The following is a 20,127-nucleotide window of genomic DNA, read 5'->3' as shown; positions in this document are numbered from 1 at the left end:
CCCACCTCTACAGTTCCTGGGCGCGATAGGCTCCGGGAGTCAGGCCGGTCCACTTCTTGAAGGCCCGGTGAAAGGCCGAGGGCTCGGAAAAACCCAGCTGTTCGGCGATCTGTTGCAATGACAGTTCGCTACGGCCCAGATGGTAGATGGCGATGTCCCGCCGCAGTTGATCCTTGAGTTCCTGAAAACTCGTGCCTTCCTCGCGCAAATGCCGGCGCAGGGTCTGCGGGCTGATGTGCAGGTGCTGGGCGACCGCCTCCAGGTCCAGCCAGCGACTGGCATCCCGGCTGAGCAGGCGCCGCAGTTGGCTGCTCAGGCTGTCGCCATCGTCGGGGCGGGCCAGCAGGTCGGCGGGGGCGCGGCCGAGGAACTGTTTGAGCGTGCGTTCGTCCTGCTGCAACGGCATGCCCAGGTAACGGCTGCTGAACAGCAGGCTGCTGGTGGCGGCGTCGAAGCTCAGGGGGCAAGGAAACAACAGGTCGTATTCACTGGCGTGGTCGGGCCTCGGGTAACCGAAGCTGGCCTCGAGCAGGCGAATGCGCTGGCCGATCAGCCAACTGCCCAGGCGGTGCCAGACCACCAGCAGGCATTCGCTGAGAAAGTGATCCGGGTCCCACAGGTTCGAGGCGTCCAGGCTCAGGCGCACGCAGTCGCCTTCGCGGCTGAGCTGCAGGCGTGGCGCGTCGGGGAACAGGCTGTAGAACAGCAGGCCGCGGTTCAGGGCCTTTTCCAGGGTCGGACAATGAATCAGCGCATGCATCATCATGGCGAAAGTGCCGCGTTGGCAGCGGCTCTGGCCGAACCCCAGGTATTCGTCGTCCAGCTCCAGCCAGAGCCCTTGCAGCAGTTGGGTGAACTGCTCTGGCGCCAGGCGTGCCCGCGGTTCGTCGAGCCACTGCGCAGCGATGCCCAGGCGTTGCAGCAGTGGCGCACAGTCGTGGTTCTGCCGACGCGCACCCTCCAGGGCGGCGCGGGCGAAGTGGCTGGCGATACTGCGTTCACGCATGGGGCGCTTCCGTCCATTGAGTGGCCGATGTTAGTCATGGAAATGACGCAGGGACAAGGCGGATATCCGCCAAATCCTCGGGTGCTTTGGGGTGGATGGGCGGAAATCCGCCATCTATGCTGTAAGGGTGATAGCGCGATAAAACCCGGCAGGCATGATGGCTAAAGGCTTTGCCGCTATTTTGCAAAAGTGGCACGGGCTTTGCGAAGAGTTAAGCGGTCTGCCCCACGCAGTTCGATAAAAAACAAAAATCCCTCCAGTGCAGGAGGGTTCGTGCTTCAGGTCCCATGGCCGCTGATGGATAACGGGCGTGTGATCTCTTGAGGAACTTTGCAATGACGACTCGTCAGCCACTGTACAAATCCCTGTATTTCCAGGTGGTCGTAGCCATCGCTATCGGCATCCTGCTCGGCCATTTCTACCCACAGACCGCGGTGGCCCTCAAGCCACTGGGTGACGGCTTCATCAAGCTGATCAAAATGGTCATCGCCCCGATCATCTTCTGCACCGTTGTCAGCGGCATTGCCGGCATGCAGAGCATGAAAGCGGTCGGCAAGACCGGCGGCTATGCACTGATGTACTTCGAAGTGGTTTCGACCATCGCCTTGTTGATCGGCCTGGTCGTGGTCAACGTGATCCAGCCAGGTAACGGCATGCACATCGACGTGGCCACCCTGGACGCCTCGAAAGTCGCGGCCTACGTCACCGCTGGCGCAGACCAGAGCGTGGTTGGCTTCATCCTCAACGTGATCCCGAACACCATCGTCGGCGCCTTCGCCAACGGCGATATCCTGCAAGTGCTGATGTTCTCGGTGATCTTCGGTTTCGCCCTGCATCGCCTGGGTGCCTACGGCAAGCCGCTGCTGGAGTTCATCGATCGTTTCGCCCACGTGATGTTCAACATCATCAACATGATCATGAAACTGGCGCCACTGGGCGCGCTGGGTGCCATGGCCTTCACCATCGGCGCCTACGGTGTGAGCTCCCTGGTGCAACTGGGCCAGCTGATGATCTGCTTCTACATCACCTGCATCCTGTTCGTGGTGGTGGTACTGGGCGCCATCTGCCGTGCACACGGCTTCAGCGTACTGAAACTGATCCGCTACATCCGTGAAGAGCTGCTGATCGTGCTGGGGACTTCCTCTTCGGAATCGGCCCTGCCACGCATGCTGGTCAAGATGGAACGCCTGGGCGCGAAGAAGTCGGTCGTCGGCCTGGTCATTCCAACCGGTTACTCCTTCAACCTCGACGGTACCTCGATCTACCTGACCATGGCGGCCGTGTTCATCGCTCAAGCGACTGACACCCACATGGACATCACCCACCAGATCACCCTGTTGCTGGTGTTGCTGCTGTCCTCCAAGGGCGCGGCGGGCGTGACCGGTAGTGGTTTCATTGTACTGGCGGCGACCCTCTCGGCCGTAGGTCACCTGCCGGTGGCCGGCCTGGCACTGATCCTCGGTATCGACCGTTTCATGTCCGAAGCCCGCGCCTTGACCAACCTGGTGGGTAACGCCGTGGCGACCCTGGTGGTGGCCAAGTGGGTCAAGGAACTGGACGAAGACCAACTGCACACGGAACTGGCTTCCGGTGGTCGCGGTATTGAAGACGAGCGCGCACTGGACGACCTGGGCGTAGCCGAAGGCTCGGCGCCAAGCGTCAAGTAAGCTTCAGCGGTAATAAGAAAACCCATCTTCGGATGGGTTTTTTTATGCCTGTGCGGTACCCCGATATGTCCGCGCCCCTTGTAGGAGCCGGCTTGCTGGCGATGACGGCTCATCAGGCGACAACGATGTCGACGGCCAGATCGCAATCGCCAGCAAGCCGGCTCCTACAAGGGCAATTCGTGTCATTGAGCGTTTGCGTCAGTGCTGCCGAGCAGTGTGGTGCTTGCCGTCGGGTGGTGGGCTGCCTAGGCTGGAGCTCCGTCGATCTGGAAAATGGAAAGCCCATGCAAGGTCCATTGGCGTCACTCAAGGTACTGGATTTCTCGACATTGCTGCCGGGACCGTTCGCCTCGCTGTTGCTGGCGGACATGGGCGCCGAGGTGTTACGCATCGAATCACCCGCACGCCTGGACCTGTTGCGGGCATGGCCGCCCCACGACCGGGACGTTTCCGCCAGCCACGCCTGGCTCAATCGCAATAAGCGCAGCCTGGCCCTGGACTTGAAGCAGGCCGAAGCGGTGGCGGTGATCCATGACCTGGTGCGCGAGCATGACATCGTCCTGGAGCAGTTCCGTCCCGGGGTGATGGAGCGGCTGGGGCTGGGTTATGAGGCTCTGAAGGTGATCAACCCGCGTTTGATCTATGTGTCGATTACCGGCTATGGCCAGACCGGTCCCTACCGCGATCGGGCCGGGCATGACATCAACTACCTGGCGCTATCGGGATTGGCCAGCTACACCGGGCGCCGGGAGAGTGGACCGCTGCCCCTGGCTATGCAGGTGGCGGATGTGGCGGGCGGTTCGCTGCACGGGGTGATCGGCTTGCTGGCGGCGGTTATCGCCCGGCAGCAGACGGGGTCGGGGCAACACGTCGATGTCAGCATGACCGATTGTGCCTTCAGCCTGAATGCCATGGCTGGGGCGGGGTTTCTTGCTTGTGGAGTAACGCCTGGTCCCGAGGGACAGATGCTCAATGGCGGCAGTTTCTACGACTATTACCGTAGCCGGGAAGGGCGCTGGTTTGCCGTGGGTAGCCTGGAACCGGGGTTTATGCAGCAGTTGTGCGGTGCTTTGGGATGCGCGGAGTTGGCGGCTCAAGGGTTGTCGTCCAAGCCTGAAGCGCAACAGGCGTTGAAGCAGGCGTTGCAGGTCGAGTTTGAAAAGCGTGATTTCGATGAGCTGTGCACCTTGTTTGCCGGGCTGGATGCCTGCGTCGAGCCGGTGCTCAGCCTGGGCGAGGCGGTCGAGCATCCGCAGTTGCAGGCCCGGGAGGTGGTGGTGCAGGTGCCCCGAGGGGATGGCAGCATGCAGGCGCAGATGGCTTGTCCGTTGAAATTTTCCCAGGGGTTACCGGCGCCTCGACATATCGGCACGCGGTTGGGCGAGCATGGTGAAGAGGTGTTGCGGGAGTTGGGGTACAGCGAAGAGCGGATAGCGGTGTTGCGGGAGGCTGGTGTTATGGTTTGAGGTTGTTGTGCCTGTTTTATCGCTTTCGCGGGCAAGCCCTGCTCCTACAGTTCGGTGTCGAACACAAATCCTGCGTTCACCACAATCCTGTAGGAGCAGGGCTTGCCCGCGAAGAGGCCGGTAAGGCCACCATCACTGGGGAAACTTACTCCACTCGCATTTCACCACTGAACACCAGCGTCTGCCGACAACGCCGACACAGATAGCGCCGGCCCTCGTCCACCAGCCGATGACGCTGGGCCGAAAACGCAAAGTCGCTGTCGGCGCACGGACAGCGGTAGATATACCGCGTCACCCGGCGGCGCTGCACCTCATAGGTGTGGCAGCGATTGGGCGGCAGTTCATAGACCCCGCGCATGATCAGCTGCCATTCCTCGCCATGGGGCTGGATGCGTTCACCAAACAACTGATGGGCGATCAGGTGCGCGACCTCGTGGGCCACGGTCTGCTTGAGGAAGTCTTCGCTGTTTTCCCGGTACAGCTGCGGATTGAAACGCAGCAGGTTTTCATGCAAATGCGCGACGCCAGCCTTCTGGCCACGCAGCTTGAGGCTGACCACAGGACGTTTGAAAGGTCGTTTGAAAAAGGATTCGGCTTGTTGGAAACAGTCTTCGACGCGGGTCTTGAGTTGCTCGGGCATGCTGTACGGATCTCCAGAGACGTCGAGTATGCCGTAAACCCGGGGATTTCCGAATCCGTCAGGCGCCGAATGGTCATGACGCATTAAAAGGCCGCCTTGCGGCGGCCTGTGTTGGCAGTTATGGCTTTGTTTTATTCAGTTGGTGTACACCGGGCCGACGCCCAGGCCCCAGACAATCACGGTAAAGGCCATGATCGCCACCAGCACCACCAGGCCGACAGCCAGGACGGAGCTGGAGAACAGGAAGCCTTCGTCCGAAGGGATGTTCATGAAGGTCGGCAGGCCGACGTACAGCAGATAGACGGTGTAGCAGATGGCCGCCGTGCCGACGATCATCCCCAGCCACATGTGTGGGTAGAGCGCCGCCAAGCCGCCGATGAACAGCGGTGTGGCGGTGTAGGTGGCGAAGGCCACGCAACGGGCCAGGCTGGGGTTGGCGTCGTAGGTGCGGGCCATCCAGTGGATAAATGCGCCCATTACCGCCACACCGCCGAGCATGGCGATATAGGACATGAGGGTCATCCAGATGGCGCTGTCCTGGGTCAGCATCACCGGCGCGCGGTTGCCGATGACCCAGCCGATCCGGGTAGTGCCGATAAAGGCCGAAATGGCCGGGATGGCGGCCAGGATCAGGGTGTGGGTGAGGTACATATGGCCGATGCTTTCCTCGGCGTCGCCACGGATTTGTCGCCATTCCTGATCAGGATGGGTGAACAGTCCGACTACGTGATGGATCATGCCAGTCACTCCTCTTGTTATTGCCATCGCCCCCCGGTGGAGCGCCTGCGGGCCAAGTGGCCGAAGTCAGGTCTGGATTTATATGCGACCTTATGTCGCAGTATAGGGAGGGAGAGCCGCGCGCTTTAGAGCAAATCGAACTGTCGGGCGGGACTGTAATCGCATTGTCGTATTTGGTCATTAGCCCTGCTTGAACAGGGCTGTTGCTCCATCTTCGCCCCGCGCCGGTTTATAGGTAAAATAATCGCCTTTTCGACACACCTCGCGCGGATTTCAAGGGTTAGGGCAAGAGCTATGGGCACTCTTTCGGTCAATCAGAACAAACTGCAGAAACGCCTGCGCCGCCAAGCGGGTGAGGCGATCGCCGACTTCAACATGATTGAAGAGGGTGACAAGGTCATGGTCTGCCTGTCCGGCGGCAAGGACAGCTACACCATGCTCGACGTTCTGATGCACTTGCAGAAAGTGGCCCCGATCAAGTTCGACATCGTCGCCGTGAACATGGACCAGAAGCAGCCCGGTTTCCCCGAGCATGTGCTGCCCGCCTACCTGAAGGCACTGGGCGTGGAGTATCACATCGTCGAGAAGGACACCTACTCGGTGGTCAAGGAACTGATCCCCGAAGGCAAGACCACCTGCTCCCTGTGTTCGCGCCTGCGTCGCGGCACGCTGTACACCTTCGCCGACGAGATCGGCGCGACCAAGATGGCCCTGGGGCATCACCGCGACGATATCGTCGAAACCTTTTTCCTCAACATGTTCTACAACGGCTCGCTCAAGGCCATGCCGCCCAAGCTGCGGGCCGACGACGGGCGCAACGTGGTGATCCGGCCGCTGGCCTATTGCAGCGAGAAGGACATCCAGGCCTACTCGGACCTCAAGCAATTCCCGATCATTCCCTGCAACCTCTGCGGCTCCCAGGAAAACCTGCAACGCCAGGTGGTCAAGGACATGCTCCAGGAGTGGGAACGCAAGACCCCCGGGCGTACCGAAAGCATCTTCCGTGGTTTGCAGAACGTCGTGCCGTCGCAACTGGCTGACCGCAACCTGTTCGACTTTACCCACCTTCGAATCGATGAGACCGCCGCATCGCGCTTCGTCAACGTAGTGAACCTCTGAATGCGCGATTACAAATGGTTGCATGAGTACTGCCTGAACCGTTTTGGTTCGGCCGCCGCGCTGGAGGCTGAATTACCGGTGCCGGCCAGTTCGCAGCAACTGCGTGAACTGCCGGACGACCGTTATCTGTCGATGATTGCCTTGCGGGTCTTCCGCGCCGGCCTCAAGCACAGCCTGGTGGATGCCAAGTGGCCGGTGTTCGAACAGGTGTTTTTTGGCTTCGACCCGGAAAAAGTGGTGTTGATGGGCGCCGAGCATCTGGAGCGTCTGATGCAGGACGCGCGGATCATTCGCCACCTGGGCAAGCTCAAGAGCGTGCCGCGCAATGCGCAGATGGTGTTGGACGTGGCCAGGGCGAAGGGCAGTTTCGGCGCATTGATCGCCGATTGGCCGGTCACTGAAATCACCGGCTTGTGGAAGTACCTGGCCAAGCACGGCCATCAGTTGGGCGGGCTGTCGGCGCCGCGTTTTCTGCGGATGGTCGGCAAGGACACTTTTGTCCCGACCTATGACGTGGTGGCGGCGCTGAATGCGCAGAAGATCGTCGACAAGGTGCCGACCAGCCTGCGGGATCTGGCGATTGTGCAGGATGCCTTCAACCAGTGGCATGCCGAGAGTGGGCGGCCGATGTGCCAGCTGTCGATGATGTTGGCGTACACCACCAATCATTGAGTCTGCCCCTACAAAAAATCGTGGCCTCGATACCCTTTATCGTCGTGCCCGAAACCTTGTAGGAGCCGGCTTGCTGGCGATGGCGGCCGCTCAGGCGATGCAAGGTTGACTGGCCCCATCGCCAGCAAGCCGGCTCCTACAGGACCGTGTTCAGCCTTTACGTCGCTTGAAGTTGCCCCTCTCCAGCCAACCGCCGATTCAACTGATGACGCCAGCGCACATAGACCATCGCGCTGCAGAACACCGCCACGCTCGCGGCCATCTCCAGCACACCGAATAGCTGTCGATTGGGATCGAACGCCGCCAACGCCCCCTTGATGAAGTACAGGTTCACCACATAGCAGGTGAACGAGTGCCCGCGCGCGCTGCCCAGCAACATCCCCGGCAGCAAGAGCAGCAGCGGCACGAGTTCGATCAACAGGATCACCCAGGGCCGCGCACCGTGCAGGTCGGCGAACATCAGGTAATAGATGCTCAGAAAGGCGATCAGGCCGAGAAAACACACCAGCGCCAGGCGACGACTCCAACGCACACGCGTTTCGAGCCAGGCCTGGGGCGGCAACACCTTGGGCTTCCTAGCCACGGCCGTTCTCCAGGCTCAGGGCGGTCTTCGCCAGACGCAGGCCGAGTGCCCGGCACAAGGCGATTTCATGCTCGTCCAACGCGCGTTTGCCGTCGACGCCGGTATGGTGGCTGGCGCCATAGGGCGTCCCGCCACCTCGGGTGTCGAGCAGGGCCGACTCGCTGTAGGGCAGGCCGGTGACCAGCATGCCGTGGTGCAGCAGCGGCAGCAGCATCGACAACAAGGTGCTTTCCTGGCCCCCATGCAGGCTCGACGTCGAGGTAAAGACCCCGGCCGGCTTGCCCACCAGGGCGCCGGTCAGCCACAGGTTGCTGGTGCCGTCGATAAAGTACTTCAGCGGCGCCGCCATATTGCCGAAGCGGGTCGGGCTGCCCATGGCCAGGGCCGCGCAGTTCTTCAGGTCGTCGAGGCTGGCATACAGCGCGCCTTCCTCGGGAATCTCCGGCGCCACGGCTTCGCACTGGCTGGAGATCGCCGGCACGGTGCGCAGGCGCGCCTCCAGCCCTGCCTGTTCGACGCCACGGGCAATCTGCCGGGCCATTTCGCGGGTCGAACCGTTACGGCTGTAGAACAACACCAGAACGTAAGGTGAACTCACGGCAGGATCTCCAGCACATTTTCCGGTGGGCGACCGATGATCGCCTTGTCACCGGCTACCAGGATCGGCCGCTCCATCAGCTTGGGGTGTGCGGCGATGGCCGCGATCAGCTGTTCTTCGCTGAGCTGGCTGTCGGCCAGATTCAACTGCTTGTATTCATCCTCGCCGGTGCGCAGCAGTTGCCGTGCGCCGATGCCGAGCTTGCCCAGCAACTCCTTGAGCTGCGCGGCGTTCAGCGGGGTTTCCAGGTAGTGCACGACGGTGGGCGTGAGGCCACGGCCCTGGAGCAGTTCCAGCGCACCGCGGGATTTCGAGCAGCGCGGGTTGTGATAAAGCGTCAGATCGGTCATGTGCGGGTCGCATCTTGCGTAAGGTGGCGGGTATTCTACCTGCCTGACGGGTGCTCCTGAACCTTGTGAGGTAAAGGGTCGCAGTCAATGACTTATTTGACGGGGGATTGTGCACATGGCAAGGCGATTGGCCGCCGTATTGGCGATGATGGGGGCGTTGCTGCTGAGCGGTTGCGGCAACGATTACGGCGTTGACCAGCACGGCCAGAAGGTCGCGTCCGAGCGCCTGGACAAACAGTGGAAGGTGGTCAACTACTGGGCCGAGTGGTGTGGCCCGTGCCGTACCGAGATCCCGGAGTTGAATGCCCTGTCCGAGCAGCTCAAGGGTCAGTCGGCGGAAGTGTTCGGGGTGAATTTCGATGGCTTGCAGGGCGATGACCTGCGCAAGGCCGGCGAAACCCTGGGCATCCGTTTCACGGTGCTGGCCCAGGATCCGGCGGACTTCTTCGACCTGCCGCGCAGCGAAGCCTTGCCGGTGACCTACATCATCGACGACAAGGGCAAGGTTCGCGAGCAGTTGATGGGCGAGCAGACCGCGGCAGGCGTATTGGCCAAGCTCAAAGCCTTGCGTGGCTGAGCCTCAGCCTTCTTCCGACCACAGCCGCAGCGGCTTGCCTTCCTGCGGCCAGAAACGCACCTGCTCGATGGGCGAGATATCCCAGCGCTGGACATTCTCCAGCGCCTGGAGGAAGCGTTTTTCCTGCTCCATCAGGGCCGGGGCGCAGAGCTTGCGGGTGCTGCCGACCTTGCCGAAGCTCAGGTTCCCGCCCTCCAGGGTGTAAGGCGCGAACCAGTGGTTGCAACCGCCGGTGCCGTAGGCCCGGCCATCGTCGCCGAGGGTGACGGTCAGATGGCTGTTGTCGATCAGCGGACGTTCGCCGATCCACTCCAGCACGTAGCTGTGATCCTGCTGCAAGTGCACTTGTTCGCCGGCGCAGCCGTACAGGCCGGCGCCCAACATTCCCAGAATCACCGCACGTTTCATTACTTTGCCTCCTGGCATCTCGGGCACAGGTGTTTCTCGCCCTGTGTCGTCCAGCCCAGCTCGGCGATACGTGCCGTGGCGGCTGGTTTTTGTGCGGGGTTGCCAAGCTTGGCGTCCACCGCGAATTCGAAGTTCAGTTCCTTGGCGCAGCTGTCGCAGTTGACCTGCCACTGGTGGATCGCCAGTTCGCCGAAGACCGGCCCCTTGGCGACCGCGACCCATTGGCCCGGCGGATTGATCAGATGGCGAACGGTGTCCACGGTCAGGCGCATGGACAGGTCCTTGCTGCCCTTGAGGGTCACCAGCAGGACATCGTCGGCGCGGATCGAGCCACCGTTGCCGGTGACCTGATAGCGTCCCGGCACCAGGGCGCGGCATTCGGTCAGGGTGTGTTGCGGGTTCATCAGGCTGTAGCGGAAATCGTGTTCGACCATGGGTCCTCCAAATATGGCCGGTATGCTAGCACGCAGACGCCGCGCAAATGGCAGCGGCGTGCGACCTTCGATCCGGTGGAGGGGATGATCCGGGCCGGCTGCGCGTCAACCGCCGACCTGGTTTTGCGGCGTACCGGCGCTCCAGGCGGCGATATTGTCCAGGGTGGTCGTGGCAATCGCCGCCAGCGCCTCGTGGGTCAGGAAGGCCTGGTGGGCGGTGATGATCACATTGGGAAAGGTCAGCAGCCGCGCCAGCACATCGTCCTGCAATGGCAGGTCGGAACGGTCCTCGAAGAACACCTGGGCCTCTTCCTCATAGACATCCAGGCCCAGATAGCCGAGTTGGCCGTCCTTGAGCGCGTCGATCAGCGCCGGTGTGTCCACCAGGCCGCCGCGCCCGGTGTTGATCAACATCGCCCCCGGTTGCAGGTGGGCGAGGGTGTCGCGGTTGATCAAGTGATGGGTTTCGGCGGTCAGCGGGCAGTGCAGGCTGATGATCCGCGACTGCGCCAGCAGTTCGGGCAGGCTCAGGTAGCGGGCGCCGAGGGCCAGCAGTTCGGGATTGGGGAAGGGGTCGTAGGCCAGCAGCTGGCAGCCGAAGCCGGCCATGATCCGGGCGAACGTCGCGCCGATCTGCCCGGTGCCGACCACACCGACGGTCTTGCCCACCAGGTCGAACCCGGTCAGGCCGTGCAGGCTGAAGTCGCCCTCGCGGGTGCGGTTATAGGCCCGGTGCAGGCGCCGGTTGAGGGCCAGCACCAGGGCGACGGCGTGTTCGGCCACGGCATGGGGCGAGTAGGCCGGGACGCGGACCACGCACAGACCCAGGCGCGCGGCGGCGTCCAGATCGACATGGTTGTAGCCCGCCGAGCGCAGGGCGATCAGCCGGGTACCGCCGGCGGCCAGTTCTTCCAGTACCGGCGCGCTCAGGTCGTCATTGATAAAGGCGCAGAGCACTTCATGCCGATGGGCCAGTGGCGCCGTATCCAGGTTCAGCCGTGCGGGCTGGAAATGCAGTTCGAGGTCGCTGGCGCCAGAAAGGGCGAGGAAACTGTCCCGGTCATAGGTCTGGCTGCTGAAGAAAATGACGCGCATCGGGGGATTCCTTTCGGGGGGATGGCCGACACTCTATCGTCGGCGTCCATTCAACCTGTTGCCGTGGATCAGGCACTGACACGGGCCTCGACGGCCAGCCGGGCGATGGCGATGTCCAGCTCGTCCAATGCCTGGCGGGCATTGGGGGCGTCCTGCTTGAGCAGGGTTTCGCTGCGCTGGCAGGCCGCGCGCAGTTGCGGCACGCCACAGTAGCGGGTGGCGCCGTGCAGGCGGTGGACCCGCTCGATCAGGGCGTTGTGGTCGTTGGCATTGCGGGCCTGGCGAATCGCTTCGCGGTCGGCTTCCAGAGAGGCCAGCAACATCGCCAGCATATCGGCGGCGAGATCGGGCTTGCCGGCGGCCAGGCGCAGGCCTTCGTCCGGGTCGAGTACCAGCAGCTCGCTGCCGGTGCGGCCCTGTTCGCCGACCCGCTCCGGCCCCTGGTTACGCAGGGCCAGGCCGGTCCATTTGAGTACCACCTGGGCCAGTTGCCGCTCGCTGATGGGTTTGGTCAGGTAGTCGTCCATGCCGCTTTGCAGCAGGGCGCGTTTTTCGTTGGCCATGGCGTGGGCGGTGAGGGCGACGATGGGCAGCGGCGTGCTTTGCCGCTCATGCTCCCATTGGCGAATCGCCTCGGTGCTTTGCCGGCCATCCATCCCTGGCATCTGCACATCCATCAACACCAGGTCGAAGGCTTCGCGTTGCACGGCGTCGATGGCCGCGTAACCGCTGTCCACTGCCAGTACCCAGGCGCCCATGTCTTCGAGCAGGGTCTGCACCAGCAGCAGGTTGGCCGGGTTGTCGTCGACGCAAAGCACCCGCGGTGCCCGGCTGCCCAGGGGCTCGACAGGTTCCAGGCGTGCCGGGCGCGGGGTGATCAGTTCCGCCAGGGCCCGACGCAATTTGCGCGTACAGGCCGGCTTGGCCTGGAGCTGGCCGTGGGGGTTGGGCACGCAGAGCTGGAACAGCGTCTGTTCGGTGGTCGGGCACAGCACCAGCACTTTGCAGCCGAGGTGTTCGAGGTCCCAGATATGCTGGCTCAGTCGTTCCGGCGGCATTTCCTGGGCGGTGACACCGAGGACCGCGAGGTCGATGGCCTGGTCGGTCTGGTGCGCCCCGGTCACCCCATTGGCGAGGTTTTGCAGGCTGTTGAACGGGGTCACCTCCAGGCCGCAGTCTTCCAACTGGTGCTGCAGGGCCTGGCGCGACAGTTCGTGGTTTTCCAGGACCGCCACGCGGCGTCCGAGCAACGGCGCGGCGGGCAGGTCTTCGATATCGTCGCGGGTCTTGGGCAGGCTCAGGCTGATCCAGAATTCCGAGCCTTCGCCCGGGGTGCTGTCGACGCCGATCTCGCCGCCCATCTGTTCGATCAGGCGCTTGGAAATCACCAGCCCCAGGCCGGTGCCGCCGGGTTGCCGCGACAGTGAGTTGTCGGCCTGGCTGAACGCCTGGAACAGCGCACGGACATCCTGGTTCGACAAACCGATGCCGGTGTCCTGCACACTGATGCGCAACTGCACGCTGTCTTCGTGTTCTTCCTCGAGCATGGCCCGGGCGACGATGGTGCCTTCGCGGGTGAACTTGATCGCGTTGCTCACCAGGTTGGTGAGGATCTGCTTGAGCCGCAGCGGGTCGCCGATCAGCGACAGCGGGGTATCGCGATAGACCAGGCTGACCAGTTCCAGCTGCTTGGCGTGGGCCGCCGGGGCGAGGATGGTCAGGGTGTCCTGGAGCAGGTCGCGCAGGTTGAACGGAATGCTGTCGAGCACCAGCTTGCCGGCCTCGATCTTCGAGAAGTCGAGAATTTCGTTGATGATCCCCAGCAGGCTGTCGGCGGATTTCTCGATGGTGCCCAGGTAGTCGAGCTGGCGCGGGGTCAGTTCGCTTTTCTGCAACAGGTGGGTGAAACCGAGGATACCGTTGAGCGGTGTGCGGATCTCGTGGCTCATGTTGGCGAGGAACTCGGACTTGATCCGGCTGGCCTCCAGGGCCTCCTTGCGCGCCAGGTCCAGCTCGATGTTCTGGATCTCGATGGTTTCCAGGTTCTGCCGCACGTCTTCGGTGGCCTGGTCGATGCTGTGCTGCAATTCTTCCTGGGCGTTCTGCAGGGTCTCGGCCATGCGGTTGATGCCCGAGGCCAGTTGATCCAGCTCCTGGCTGCCGAGGGGCGGCAGGCGGGTTTCCAGGTTGCCTTCCTTGAGCTGGGCCACGGCTTGCTTGATCTTGCCGATCGGCGCGTTGATCGTGCGGCTCATGCGCAGGGCCAGCAAGGCGGTGCCGAGGAGGCCGGTAGCAATCAGCAGCAGGCTGGCGAACAGGCTGCGATAGCCGCGCAGCAACATATTGTTATGGGACAGTTCCAGCTCGACCCAGCCCAGCAGGCGGTCGGCTTCCTCCGGGATCACCTCGCCGGAAATATTGCGGTGGCGGCCGAAGACCGGCAATAGATAGCGGGTGGCATCGTTGCCGGTGCGCTGCAACAGGTGGCTGCTATTGCCGATGGGCGGCTGGTTGAGCATGCTCGGGCCGGCATGGGCCAGTTGCTCGCGGTTGGCGCCGAGAAAGGACACGGCGCGCACGTCGGTCTGTTCCAGGGACTGGGTGGCGATGCGCTCCAGCAGGTCGACATCGTTATGGCCAAGGGCCGGCGCGACCAGCGGCGCGAGCTGCTCGGCGATCATTTCGCCGCGCTGCAGCAACTGGGTCTGCAGGTCCGACTGTTGCAGCCAGGTGAAATAGCCACCCAGCACCAACGCCATCAGCGTGGTCGGCAGCAGGGTGAGCAGCACTACGCGGCCTTTGATGCCCAGGTTTTTAAGCACGCAACACTCTCCGTCAGATTCAGCGTCCGGCAGACACGCCCATCTTCGATTATCGGCGCGCGCATCCTGCGCCCGCTCCACCTGCGCAGTGTAGCCATTTGCGGTGGGGTAAATCTCGCAAAGTTCTCCGGGATATGATCAGTCGCCAGCTCCCGGGAGACAGCCCGTATCCATTGGCTCGCCGAGTATTCTGGCAATCGACGGTGACAAGGTGTCCGGGGCTTATACCTATAAGCCATAAGCACCATACTTTGCGTGATATGGAGCGCCGACGTTTGCCGGTATGATGTCAGCCCCCGCAGTCTGGATTGCGAATACGCCATGACCTTGCAGTACCCTACCATCGCCGATTGCGTCGGCAACACGCCCCTGGTCCGCTTGCAGCGCCTGCCCGGTGCCACCAGCAATACCCTGTTGCTCAAGCTTGAAGGGAACAACCCCGCAGGGTCCGTCAAGGATCGTCCGGCACTGTCGATGATCACCCGCGCCGAATTGCGTGGGCAGATCCAGGCCGGCGATACCCTGATCGAAGCCACCTCGGGCAACACCGGGATTGCCTTGGCCATGGCAGCCGCGATCAAGGGTTACAAGATGATCCTGATCATGCCGGACAACTCCACCGCCGAACGCAAGGCGGCGATGACCGCCTATGGCGCCGAGTTGATCCTGGTGACCCGCGAGGAGGGGATGGAAGGCGCCCGTGACCTGGCCGAGCGCATGCAGGCCGAAGGCCGTGGCAAGGTGCTCGACCAGTTCGCCAATGGCGACAACCCCGAAGCCCACTACACCAGCACCGGTCCGGAAATCTGGCGCCAGACCCAGGGCACCATCACCCATTTCGTCAGCTCCATGGGCACCACCGGGACCATCATGGGCGTGTCGCGCTACCTGAAAGAGCAGAACCCCGAGGTGCAGATCGTCGGTCTGCAACCGATGGAAGGCGCCTCGATTCCGGGCATCCGCCGCTGGCCCCATGAGTACCTGCCGAAGATTTTCCAGGCCGACCGTGTCGACCGTATCGTCGACATGGGCCAGGAAGAGGCGGAGGACGTGATGCGTCGTCTCGCCCGTGAAGAAGGGATTTTCTGTGGTGTGTCCTCGGGTGGTGCGGTGGCAGCGATGTTGCGTCTGTCCCGCGAAGTCGAGAACGCGGTGATGGTCGCAATCATCTGTGACCGAGGCGACCGCTACCTGTCGACCGGCATCTACGACGCGCCCAACTGATGGCCAAGCATGAACGCGGCCTGCGCTTCCAGCCCACTGGTGGTAGCCGGGCACCACAAGTGCCGACGGGCAAGAAGCAGCGCCTGACCATCGAGCGGCTGTCCAACGACGGCCGGGGCATTGCCTTTATTGAAGGCCGCACCTGGTTCGTCACCGGTGCCCTCGCCGGTGAAGAAGTCGAAGCGCGGGTGTTGGGTGCCCATGGCAAGGTGGTCGAGGCGCGCACTGAACGGGTGTTCCTCGCCAGTGATCGGCGTCGCCCTGCGCCCTGCGCCCATGCCGGGCGTTGTGGTGGTTGCAGCGTGCAACATATGCCCCACGACGACCAGCTCGCCCTGAAACAGAGCATGCTCGCCGAGCAACTGTCCCGTGTCGCGGGCGTCGAACCCCTGGAGTGGGCGGTGCCCCTGACCGGTCCGGAGTTCGGCTATCGGCGACGGGCCCGCGTGGCCGTGCGCTGGGACGCCAAGGGCAAGACCCTGGAGGTCGGTTTTCGCGCCGCCTCCAGCCAGGATATCGTTGCCATCGACGACTGCCCGGTGCTGGTACAGGCCTTGCAACCGTTGATGCGTGAATTGCCGGCCATGCTGCGGCGCTTGAGCAAACCCCAGGCCCTCGGCCATGTGGAATTGTTCAGCGGTTCGGCGGTGGCGGTGTTGCTGCGGCATATGGCGCCGTTGTCGGCGCAGGACCTGCAAGTACTACAGGAATTTTGCAGGGCCCATGACGCGCAACTCTGGTTGCATGGCGAAGATGGCCCGCAACCGGTAGACCCGTCGTTGCCGCTGGGCTATCGCCTGGAGACCTGGGATCTGGAACTGGCGTATCGGCCGGGGGACTTTGTCCAGGTCAATGCCGGGGTCAACGAGGCCATGGTCGCCCAGGCGCTGGACTGGCTGAAGCCGGCTGCCGATGAACGGGTCCTGGACCTGTTCTGCGGGCTCGGCAACTTTGCCTTGCCCCTGGCCCGCCAGGTGCGTGAAGTGGTGGCGGTGGAGGGCGTGGCGACCATGGTCGAACGTGCGGCCGCCAATGCCTTGAGCAATAATCTGCATAACGCGCATTTTTTTCAGGCCGATTTGTCCCTGCCTTTGAGTGATGCCGGTTGGGCCAAAGACGGCTTTTCTGCGGTACTCTTGGACCCACCCCGTGACGGTGCGTTCGAGGTGGTGGGCAAGCTCGCCGCCCTGGGGGCCGAACGGTTGGTGTACGTGTCCTGCAACCCGGCGACGCTGGCGAGGGACACGGTTGAATTGATCAAGCAGGGCTACCGGTTAAAACGTGCCGGGATCCTCGATATGTTTCCGCAGACCGCGCATGTCGAGGCCATGGCGTTATTTGAAGCGAGCTAGGATGCTCGTCTGGTCCGACTGACCGCCGCCGCATTCTGTCAGCCCAGCCAGACTGCGGGGGCCACAACAGGTCAGCGATTTTGACGCATTGAATCTGCGTCGTAGGGAAGGTAAGCAAGATGGTACAGGTGAGAGCACACCAGCCGATCAACACCGACGGCAGTATCAATCTCGAGGCATGGCTCGATCATACGGTGAGCGTCGATCTGGCGCTGGACCGTGAAGCCTTGAAACAAGCCTGCGAATACGCACGGCTTGCCGAACAACAGACCAACGCGGCCCAGAACCTCTGGCCCGAAGGCGGTTCCAGTTTCAGCACCGGCCTGGAGATCGCCGAGATTCTCGCCGACCTCAAGCTGGACCAGGATTCGCTGGTGGCGGCGGTGCTGTATCGCTGCGTGCGCGAGGGGCAGATTCCCCTGGCCGCGGTCAGCCAGAAATTCGGCCCGGTGGTGGCCAAGCTGATCGACGGCGTGCTGCGCATGGCCGCCATCAGTGCCAGCCTCAGTCCACGCCAGTCCCAGGTACTGGGCAGCCAGACGCAGGTGGAAAACCTGCGCAAGATGCTGGTCGCCATGGTCGACGATGTCCGCGTGGCCTTGATCAAGCTGGCCGAGCGCACCTGCGCGATCCGCGCGGTGAAGACCGCCGACGACGAGAAGCGCAACCGTGTCGCCCGCGAAGTCTTCGATATCTACGCCCCCCTGGCACACCGCCTGGGCATCGGCCATATCAAGTGGGAACTGGAAGACCTGTCGTTCCGTTACCTGGAGCCCGACCAGTACAAGCAGATCGCCAAGTTGCTGCACGAGCGGCGGTTGGACCGTGAGCGTTTTATCAGCGAGGTGATGAACCAGCTGGAAAACGAATTGCTCGCCACCGGGGTCAAGGCCGATATCAGCGGCCGGGCCAAGCACATCTATTCGATCTGGCGAAAAATGCAGCGCAAGGGCCTGGAGTTCAGCCAGATCTACGATGTGCGCGCGGTTCGCGTGCTGGTGCCGGAAATGCGCGACTGCTACACCGCGCTCGGCATCGTCCACACCTTGTGGCGGCATATTCCGAAAGAGTTCGACGACTACATCGCCAACCCGAAAGAGAACGGCTACCGCTCGTTGCACACGGCGGTGATCGGTCCGGAAGGCAAGGTCCTGGAAGTGCAGATCCGCACCCATGCCATGCACGAAGAGGCTGAGCTGGGGGTTTGCGCGCACTGGAAGTACAAAGGTACCGACGTCAAATCCGGCTCCAATCACTACGAAGAGAAAATCTCCTGGCTGCGTCAGGTGCTCGAGTGGCACGAAGAGCTGGGGGATATCGGTGGTTTGGCCGAGCAACTGCGGGTCGATATCGAGCCGGATCGGGTCTATATCTTCACCCCTGACGGCCATGCCATCGACCTGCCCAAGGGCTCGACACCGCTGGACTTCGCCTATCGGGTACACACCGAGATCGGCCACAACTGCCGGGGCGCGAAGATCAACGGGCGGATCGTGCCGCTCAACTACAGCCTGCAGACCGGCGAGCAGGTGGAGATCATCACCAGCAAGCACGGTACGCCGAGCCGTGACTGGCTGAACCCGAACCTGGGCTATATCACCACGTCCCGGGCACGGGCGAAGATTGTCCACTGGTTCAAGTTGCAGGCCCGCGACCAGAACGTCGCGGCCGGCAAGACCTTGCTCGAACGCGAGTTGGCGCGCCTGGGCCTGCCGCAGGTGGATTTCGACAAGCTGGCCGACAAGGCCAACATGAAAACCGCCGAGGACATGTTCGCCGCCCTCGGCGCGGGCGACCTGCGCCTGGCGCAACTGGTCAATGCCGCGCAGCAACTGGTGGAACCGGAGCGCGGCAACGAACAGCTGGAACTGATTCCGCGCAAGGCCACGGGTTACAAACCGGGCAAACGTGGCGATATCCAGATCCAGGGCGTCGGCAACCTGATGACCCAGATGGCCGGCTGCTGCCAGCCGTTGCCGGGGGACGCCATCGTCGGTTACATCACCCAGGGCCGCGGCGTGAGCATTCACCGTCAGGACTGCGCCGCGGTGCTGCAACTCGGTGGGCGCGAGCCGGAGCGGATCATCCAGGTCAGCTGGGGGCCGGTGCCAGTGCTGACGTATCCGGTGGACATCATCATCCGCGCCTACGACCGTTCCGGTCTGCTGCGTGACGTGTCCCAGGTGTTGCTCAACGAGCGGATCAACGTACTGGCGGTCAACACCCGCTCGAACAAGGAGGACAACACCGCGTTGATGTCCCTGACCATCGAGATTCCGGGGTTGGATGCTCTGGGGCGGTTGCTGGGGCGGATTTCCCAGTTGCCGAACATTATCGAAACCCGGCGCAATCGCACTCCTTGATCATCCGCGGCCTTGAATACGCCGCAAAACTGTAGGCGCAGGGCTTGCCCGCGAAGGCGTCCTTGAGGGCGCCAAAAGCTTCGCGGGCAATCGAGCGTCGACCGGCCGCTCCTACAAGGTTCGCGGCGTTTTCCAGGGTGTGACAGAACCGAACGAGATCATTGATGTACAGCCTTCAAGACCTGCTCCACCTCATGGCCCGTCTGCGCGACCCGCAATACGGCTGTCCCTGGGACATCAAGCAGACCTACGCGACGATTGTCCCCTACACCCTGGAGGAGGCTTACGAAGTCGCCGACGCCATCGAGCGCAGCGACTTCGAGCACTTGCAGGGTGAGCTGGGCGACTTGTTGTTCCAGGTGGTCTATTACAGCCAACTGGCCCGGGAAGAAGGGCGCTTCGAATTCGACGGCGTGGTCGACAACATCACCCGCAAGCTGATTCGTCGTCACCCCCACGTCTTTCCCACCGGCGATCTCTATGCACCGCTGGACCTGCCGCGACTGAGCGAGGAACAGGTCAAGCTGCGCTGGGAAGAGATCAAGGCGCAAGAGCGCGCCGAGAACCACCGCGCTCCTGAGCAATTGTCCCTGCTCGACGATGTCCCGGCCGCGTTGCCGGCATTGTCCTGGGCGGCGAAGCTGCAGAAGCGCGCGGCCACGGTCGGTTTCGACTGGTCGGACGCCTTGCCGGTGGTGGACAAGATTCGCGAAGAGCTCGACGAAGTGCTCGAAGCCATGGCCGACAACGACCCGGCGGCGATCACCGATGAAGTCGGCGACCTGCTGTTTGCGGTGGTCAACCTGGCCCGGCACCTCAAGGTCGACCCGGAAAATGCCTTGCGGGGCGCCAATGGCAAATTCGACAGACGTTTCCGTTTTATCGAACAGGCATTGCGCGACACCCACCGTCCCATGGAAGATTGCACCCTCGAAGAGTTGGACGCCTTGTGGGGCGAAGCCAAACGTCAGGAAAAGAATAGGCCCAGCTGCGGCTGAGCCGTTGCCCAAGTG

Annotated in this window: 19 protein-coding genes; 9 read left to right on the top strand and 10 right to left on the bottom strand. The window is 62.7% G+C overall.

Features of this window, described 5'->3' with window-relative positions; all coding sequences use genetic code 11:
- Positions 1–7: 7 nt before the first annotated feature.
- Positions 8–1,006, bottom strand: coding sequence for an AraC family transcriptional regulator (locus CWE01_RS30015; RefSeq protein WP_100944203.1), 999 nt, complete (start codon positions 1,004–1,006; stop codon positions 8–10).
- Positions 1,007–1,341: 335 nt separating this feature from the next.
- Here CWE01_RS30015 and CWE01_RS30010 point away from each other — a divergent pair, with 335 nt between their 5' ends.
- Both CWE01_RS30010 and CWE01_RS30005 read left to right on the top strand, forming a co-directional pair.
- Positions 1,342–2,673 (top strand): dicarboxylate/amino acid:cation symporter, encoded by a 1,332-nt coding sequence (locus CWE01_RS30010; RefSeq protein WP_100944202.1) that lies wholly within the window; start codon positions 1,342–1,344, stop codon positions 2,671–2,673.
- 284 nt (positions 2,674–2,957) lie between these two features.
- On the top strand, positions 2,958–4,139 hold the full coding sequence (locus tag CWE01_RS30005; protein WP_100944201.1) for a CaiB/BaiF CoA-transferase family protein: 1,182 nt from the start codon (positions 2,958–2,960) through the stop codon (positions 4,137–4,139).
- A 145-nt stretch (positions 4,140–4,284) separates the two neighbouring features.
- Here CWE01_RS30005 and CWE01_RS30000 read toward each other — a convergent pair whose 3' ends face one another.
- A complete protein-coding gene (locus tag CWE01_RS30000) occupies positions 4,285–4,779 on the bottom strand; it encodes a SprT family zinc-dependent metalloprotease (protein WP_100944200.1) in 495 nt (164 codons plus the stop codon).
- 135 nt (positions 4,780–4,914) lie between these two features.
- The gene (locus CWE01_RS29995; RefSeq protein WP_100944199.1) at positions 4,915–5,517 is read right to left on the bottom strand and encodes a Yip1 family protein; all 603 of its coding nucleotides are present in this window, start codon (positions 5,515–5,517) and stop codon (positions 4,915–4,917) included.
- A 294-nt stretch (positions 5,518–5,811) separates the two neighbouring features.
- On the opposite strand from CWE01_RS29995, the gene ttcA reads away from it, so the two are divergent.
- Together ttcA and CWE01_RS29985 are read left to right on the top strand one after the other, a co-directional pair.
- Positions 5,812–6,636, top strand: a complete 825-nt coding sequence (gene ttcA / locus CWE01_RS29990; protein WP_100944198.1) for a tRNA 2-thiocytidine(32) synthetase TtcA — start codon at positions 5,812–5,814, stop codon at positions 6,634–6,636.
- Complete coding sequence (locus tag CWE01_RS29985) at positions 6,637–7,308, top strand: DNA-3-methyladenine glycosylase I (RefSeq protein WP_100944197.1); 672 nt, start codon at positions 6,637–6,639, stop codon at positions 7,306–7,308.
- 157 nt (positions 7,309–7,465) lie between these two features.
- On the opposite strand, the gene CWE01_RS29975 is transcribed toward CWE01_RS29985, so the two are convergent.
- From CWE01_RS29975 to arsC, 3 genes are read right to left on the bottom strand one after another with little or no spacing between them, the layout of a single operon-like run.
- A complete protein-coding gene (locus CWE01_RS29975) occupies positions 7,466–7,891 on the bottom strand; it encodes a DUF2069 domain-containing protein (RefSeq protein ID WP_100944196.1) in 426 nt (141 codons plus the stop codon).
- Entirely contained in the window at positions 7,884–8,489 is a 606-nt protein-coding gene (gene wrbA / locus CWE01_RS29970) for an NAD(P)H:quinone oxidoreductase (RefSeq protein ID WP_100944195.1), read from the bottom strand. Before wrbA ends, CWE01_RS29975 begins: the two co-directional genes overlap by 8 nt.
- A complete protein-coding gene (gene arsC, locus CWE01_RS29965) occupies positions 8,486–8,839 on the bottom strand; it encodes an arsenate reductase (glutaredoxin) (RefSeq protein WP_100944194.1) in 354 nt (117 codons plus the stop codon). The genes wrbA and arsC overlap by 4 nt, the downstream gene beginning before the upstream one ends.
- Before the next feature lie 115 nt (positions 8,840–8,954).
- On the opposite strand from arsC, the gene CWE01_RS29960 reads away from it, so the two are divergent.
- A complete protein-coding gene (locus tag CWE01_RS29960) occupies positions 8,955–9,416 on the top strand; it encodes a TlpA disulfide reductase family protein (RefSeq protein ID WP_100944193.1) in 462 nt (153 codons plus the stop codon).
- A gap of 3 nt (positions 9,417–9,419) precedes the next feature.
- On the opposite strand, the gene CWE01_RS29955 is transcribed toward CWE01_RS29960, so the two are convergent.
- The 4 genes from CWE01_RS29955 to CWE01_RS29940 form a co-directional block, all read right to left on the bottom strand.
- Entirely contained in the window at positions 9,420–9,824 is a 405-nt protein-coding gene (locus tag CWE01_RS29955) for an META domain-containing protein (protein ID WP_100944192.1), read from the bottom strand.
- Positions 9,824–10,258: a hypothetical protein gene (locus CWE01_RS29950; RefSeq protein WP_100944191.1), complete on the bottom strand. Its 435-nt coding sequence runs from the start codon at positions 10,256–10,258 to the stop codon at positions 9,824–9,826. The genes CWE01_RS29955 and CWE01_RS29950 overlap by 1 nt, the downstream gene beginning before the upstream one ends.
- 105 nt (positions 10,259–10,363) lie before the next feature.
- Positions 10,364–11,353 (bottom strand): 2-hydroxyacid dehydrogenase, encoded by a 990-nt coding sequence (locus tag CWE01_RS29945; RefSeq protein ID WP_100944190.1) that lies wholly within the window; start codon positions 11,351–11,353, stop codon positions 10,364–10,366.
- A gap of 68 nt (positions 11,354–11,421) precedes the next feature.
- Positions 11,422–14,175, bottom strand: coding sequence for a response regulator (locus tag CWE01_RS29940; RefSeq protein WP_100944189.1), 2,754 nt, complete (start codon positions 14,173–14,175; stop codon positions 11,422–11,424).
- A gap of 321 nt (positions 14,176–14,496) precedes the next feature.
- Here CWE01_RS29940 and cysM point away from each other — a divergent pair, with 321 nt between their 5' ends.
- The 4 genes from cysM to mazG all read left to right on the top strand — a co-directional run bounded on the left by cysM (position 14,497) and on the right by mazG (position 20,112).
- Positions 14,497–15,399: a cysteine synthase CysM gene (gene cysM, locus CWE01_RS29935; protein WP_100944188.1), complete on the top strand. Its 903-nt coding sequence runs from the start codon at positions 14,497–14,499 to the stop codon at positions 15,397–15,399.
- On the top strand, positions 15,399–16,751 hold the full coding sequence (rlmD, locus tag CWE01_RS29930; RefSeq protein ID WP_100944187.1) for a 23S rRNA (uracil(1939)-C(5))-methyltransferase RlmD: 1,353 nt from the start codon (positions 15,399–15,401) through the stop codon (positions 16,749–16,751). The genes cysM and rlmD overlap by 1 nt, the downstream gene beginning before the upstream one ends.
- A 119-nt stretch (positions 16,752–16,870) precedes the next feature.
- Positions 16,871–19,114, top strand: a complete 2,244-nt coding sequence (relA, locus tag CWE01_RS29925; protein WP_100944186.1) for a GTP diphosphokinase — start codon at positions 16,871–16,873, stop codon at positions 19,112–19,114.
- A 164-nt stretch (positions 19,115–19,278) separates the two neighbouring features.
- Positions 19,279–20,112 (top strand): nucleoside triphosphate pyrophosphohydrolase, encoded by an 834-nt coding sequence (gene mazG, locus CWE01_RS29920; protein WP_100944185.1) that lies wholly within the window; start codon positions 19,279–19,281, stop codon positions 20,110–20,112.
- Positions 20,113–20,127 lie beyond the last annotated feature (15 nt).

It is taken from the genome of Pseudomonas sp. QS1027, assembly GCF_002814235.1.
Taxonomy (GTDB): domain Bacteria; phylum Pseudomonadota; class Gammaproteobacteria; order Pseudomonadales; family Pseudomonadaceae; genus Aquipseudomonas.
This window is presented reverse-complemented; position numbering and strand designations above follow the sequence as displayed.

Excerpts from the sequence above, each read along its gene's own strand:
- CWE01_RS30015 (WP_100944203.1), bottom strand. The coding sequence starts at position 1,006 with ATGCGTGAACGCAGTATCGCCAGCCACTTCGCCCGCGCCGCCCTGGAG.
- CWE01_RS30010 (WP_100944202.1), top strand. The coding sequence starts at position 1,342 with ATGACGACTCGTCAGCCACTGTACAAATCCCTGTATTTCCAGGTGGTC.
- CWE01_RS30005 (WP_100944201.1), top strand. The coding sequence starts at position 2,958 with ATGCAAGGTCCATTGGCGTCACTCAAGGTACTGGATTTCTCGACATTG.
- CWE01_RS30000 (WP_100944200.1), bottom strand. The coding sequence starts at position 4,779 with ATGCCCGAGCAACTCAAGACCCGCGTCGAAGACTGTTTCCAACAAGCC.
- CWE01_RS29995 (WP_100944199.1), bottom strand. The coding sequence starts at position 5,517 with ATGATCCATCACGTAGTCGGACTGTTCACCCATCCTGATCAGGAATGG.
- ttcA (WP_100944198.1), top strand. The coding sequence starts at position 5,812 with ATGGGCACTCTTTCGGTCAATCAGAACAAACTGCAGAAACGCCTGCGC.
- CWE01_RS29985 (WP_100944197.1), top strand. The coding sequence starts at position 6,637 with ATGCGCGATTACAAATGGTTGCATGAGTACTGCCTGAACCGTTTTGGT.
- arsC (WP_100944194.1), bottom strand. The coding sequence starts at position 8,839 with ATGACCGATCTGACGCTTTATCACAACCCGCGCTGCTCGAAATCCCGC.
- CWE01_RS29960 (WP_100944193.1), top strand. The coding sequence starts at position 8,955 with ATGGCAAGGCGATTGGCCGCCGTATTGGCGATGATGGGGGCGTTGCTG.
- CWE01_RS29955 (WP_100944192.1), bottom strand. The coding sequence starts at position 9,824 with ATGAAACGTGCGGTGATTCTGGGAATGTTGGGCGCCGGCCTGTACGGC.
- CWE01_RS29950 (WP_100944191.1), bottom strand. The coding sequence starts at position 10,258 with ATGGTCGAACACGATTTCCGCTACAGCCTGATGAACCCGCAACACACC.
- CWE01_RS29945 (WP_100944190.1), bottom strand. The coding sequence starts at position 11,353 with ATGCGCGTCATTTTCTTCAGCAGCCAGACCTATGACCGGGACAGTTTC.
- cysM (WP_100944188.1), top strand. The coding sequence starts at position 14,497 with ATGACCTTGCAGTACCCTACCATCGCCGATTGCGTCGGCAACACGCCC.
- rlmD (WP_100944187.1), top strand. The coding sequence starts at position 15,399 with ATGGCCAAGCATGAACGCGGCCTGCGCTTCCAGCCCACTGGTGGTAGC.
- relA (WP_100944186.1), top strand. The coding sequence starts at position 16,871 with ATGGTACAGGTGAGAGCACACCAGCCGATCAACACCGACGGCAGTATC.
- mazG (WP_100944185.1), top strand. The coding sequence starts at position 19,279 with ATGTACAGCCTTCAAGACCTGCTCCACCTCATGGCCCGTCTGCGCGAC.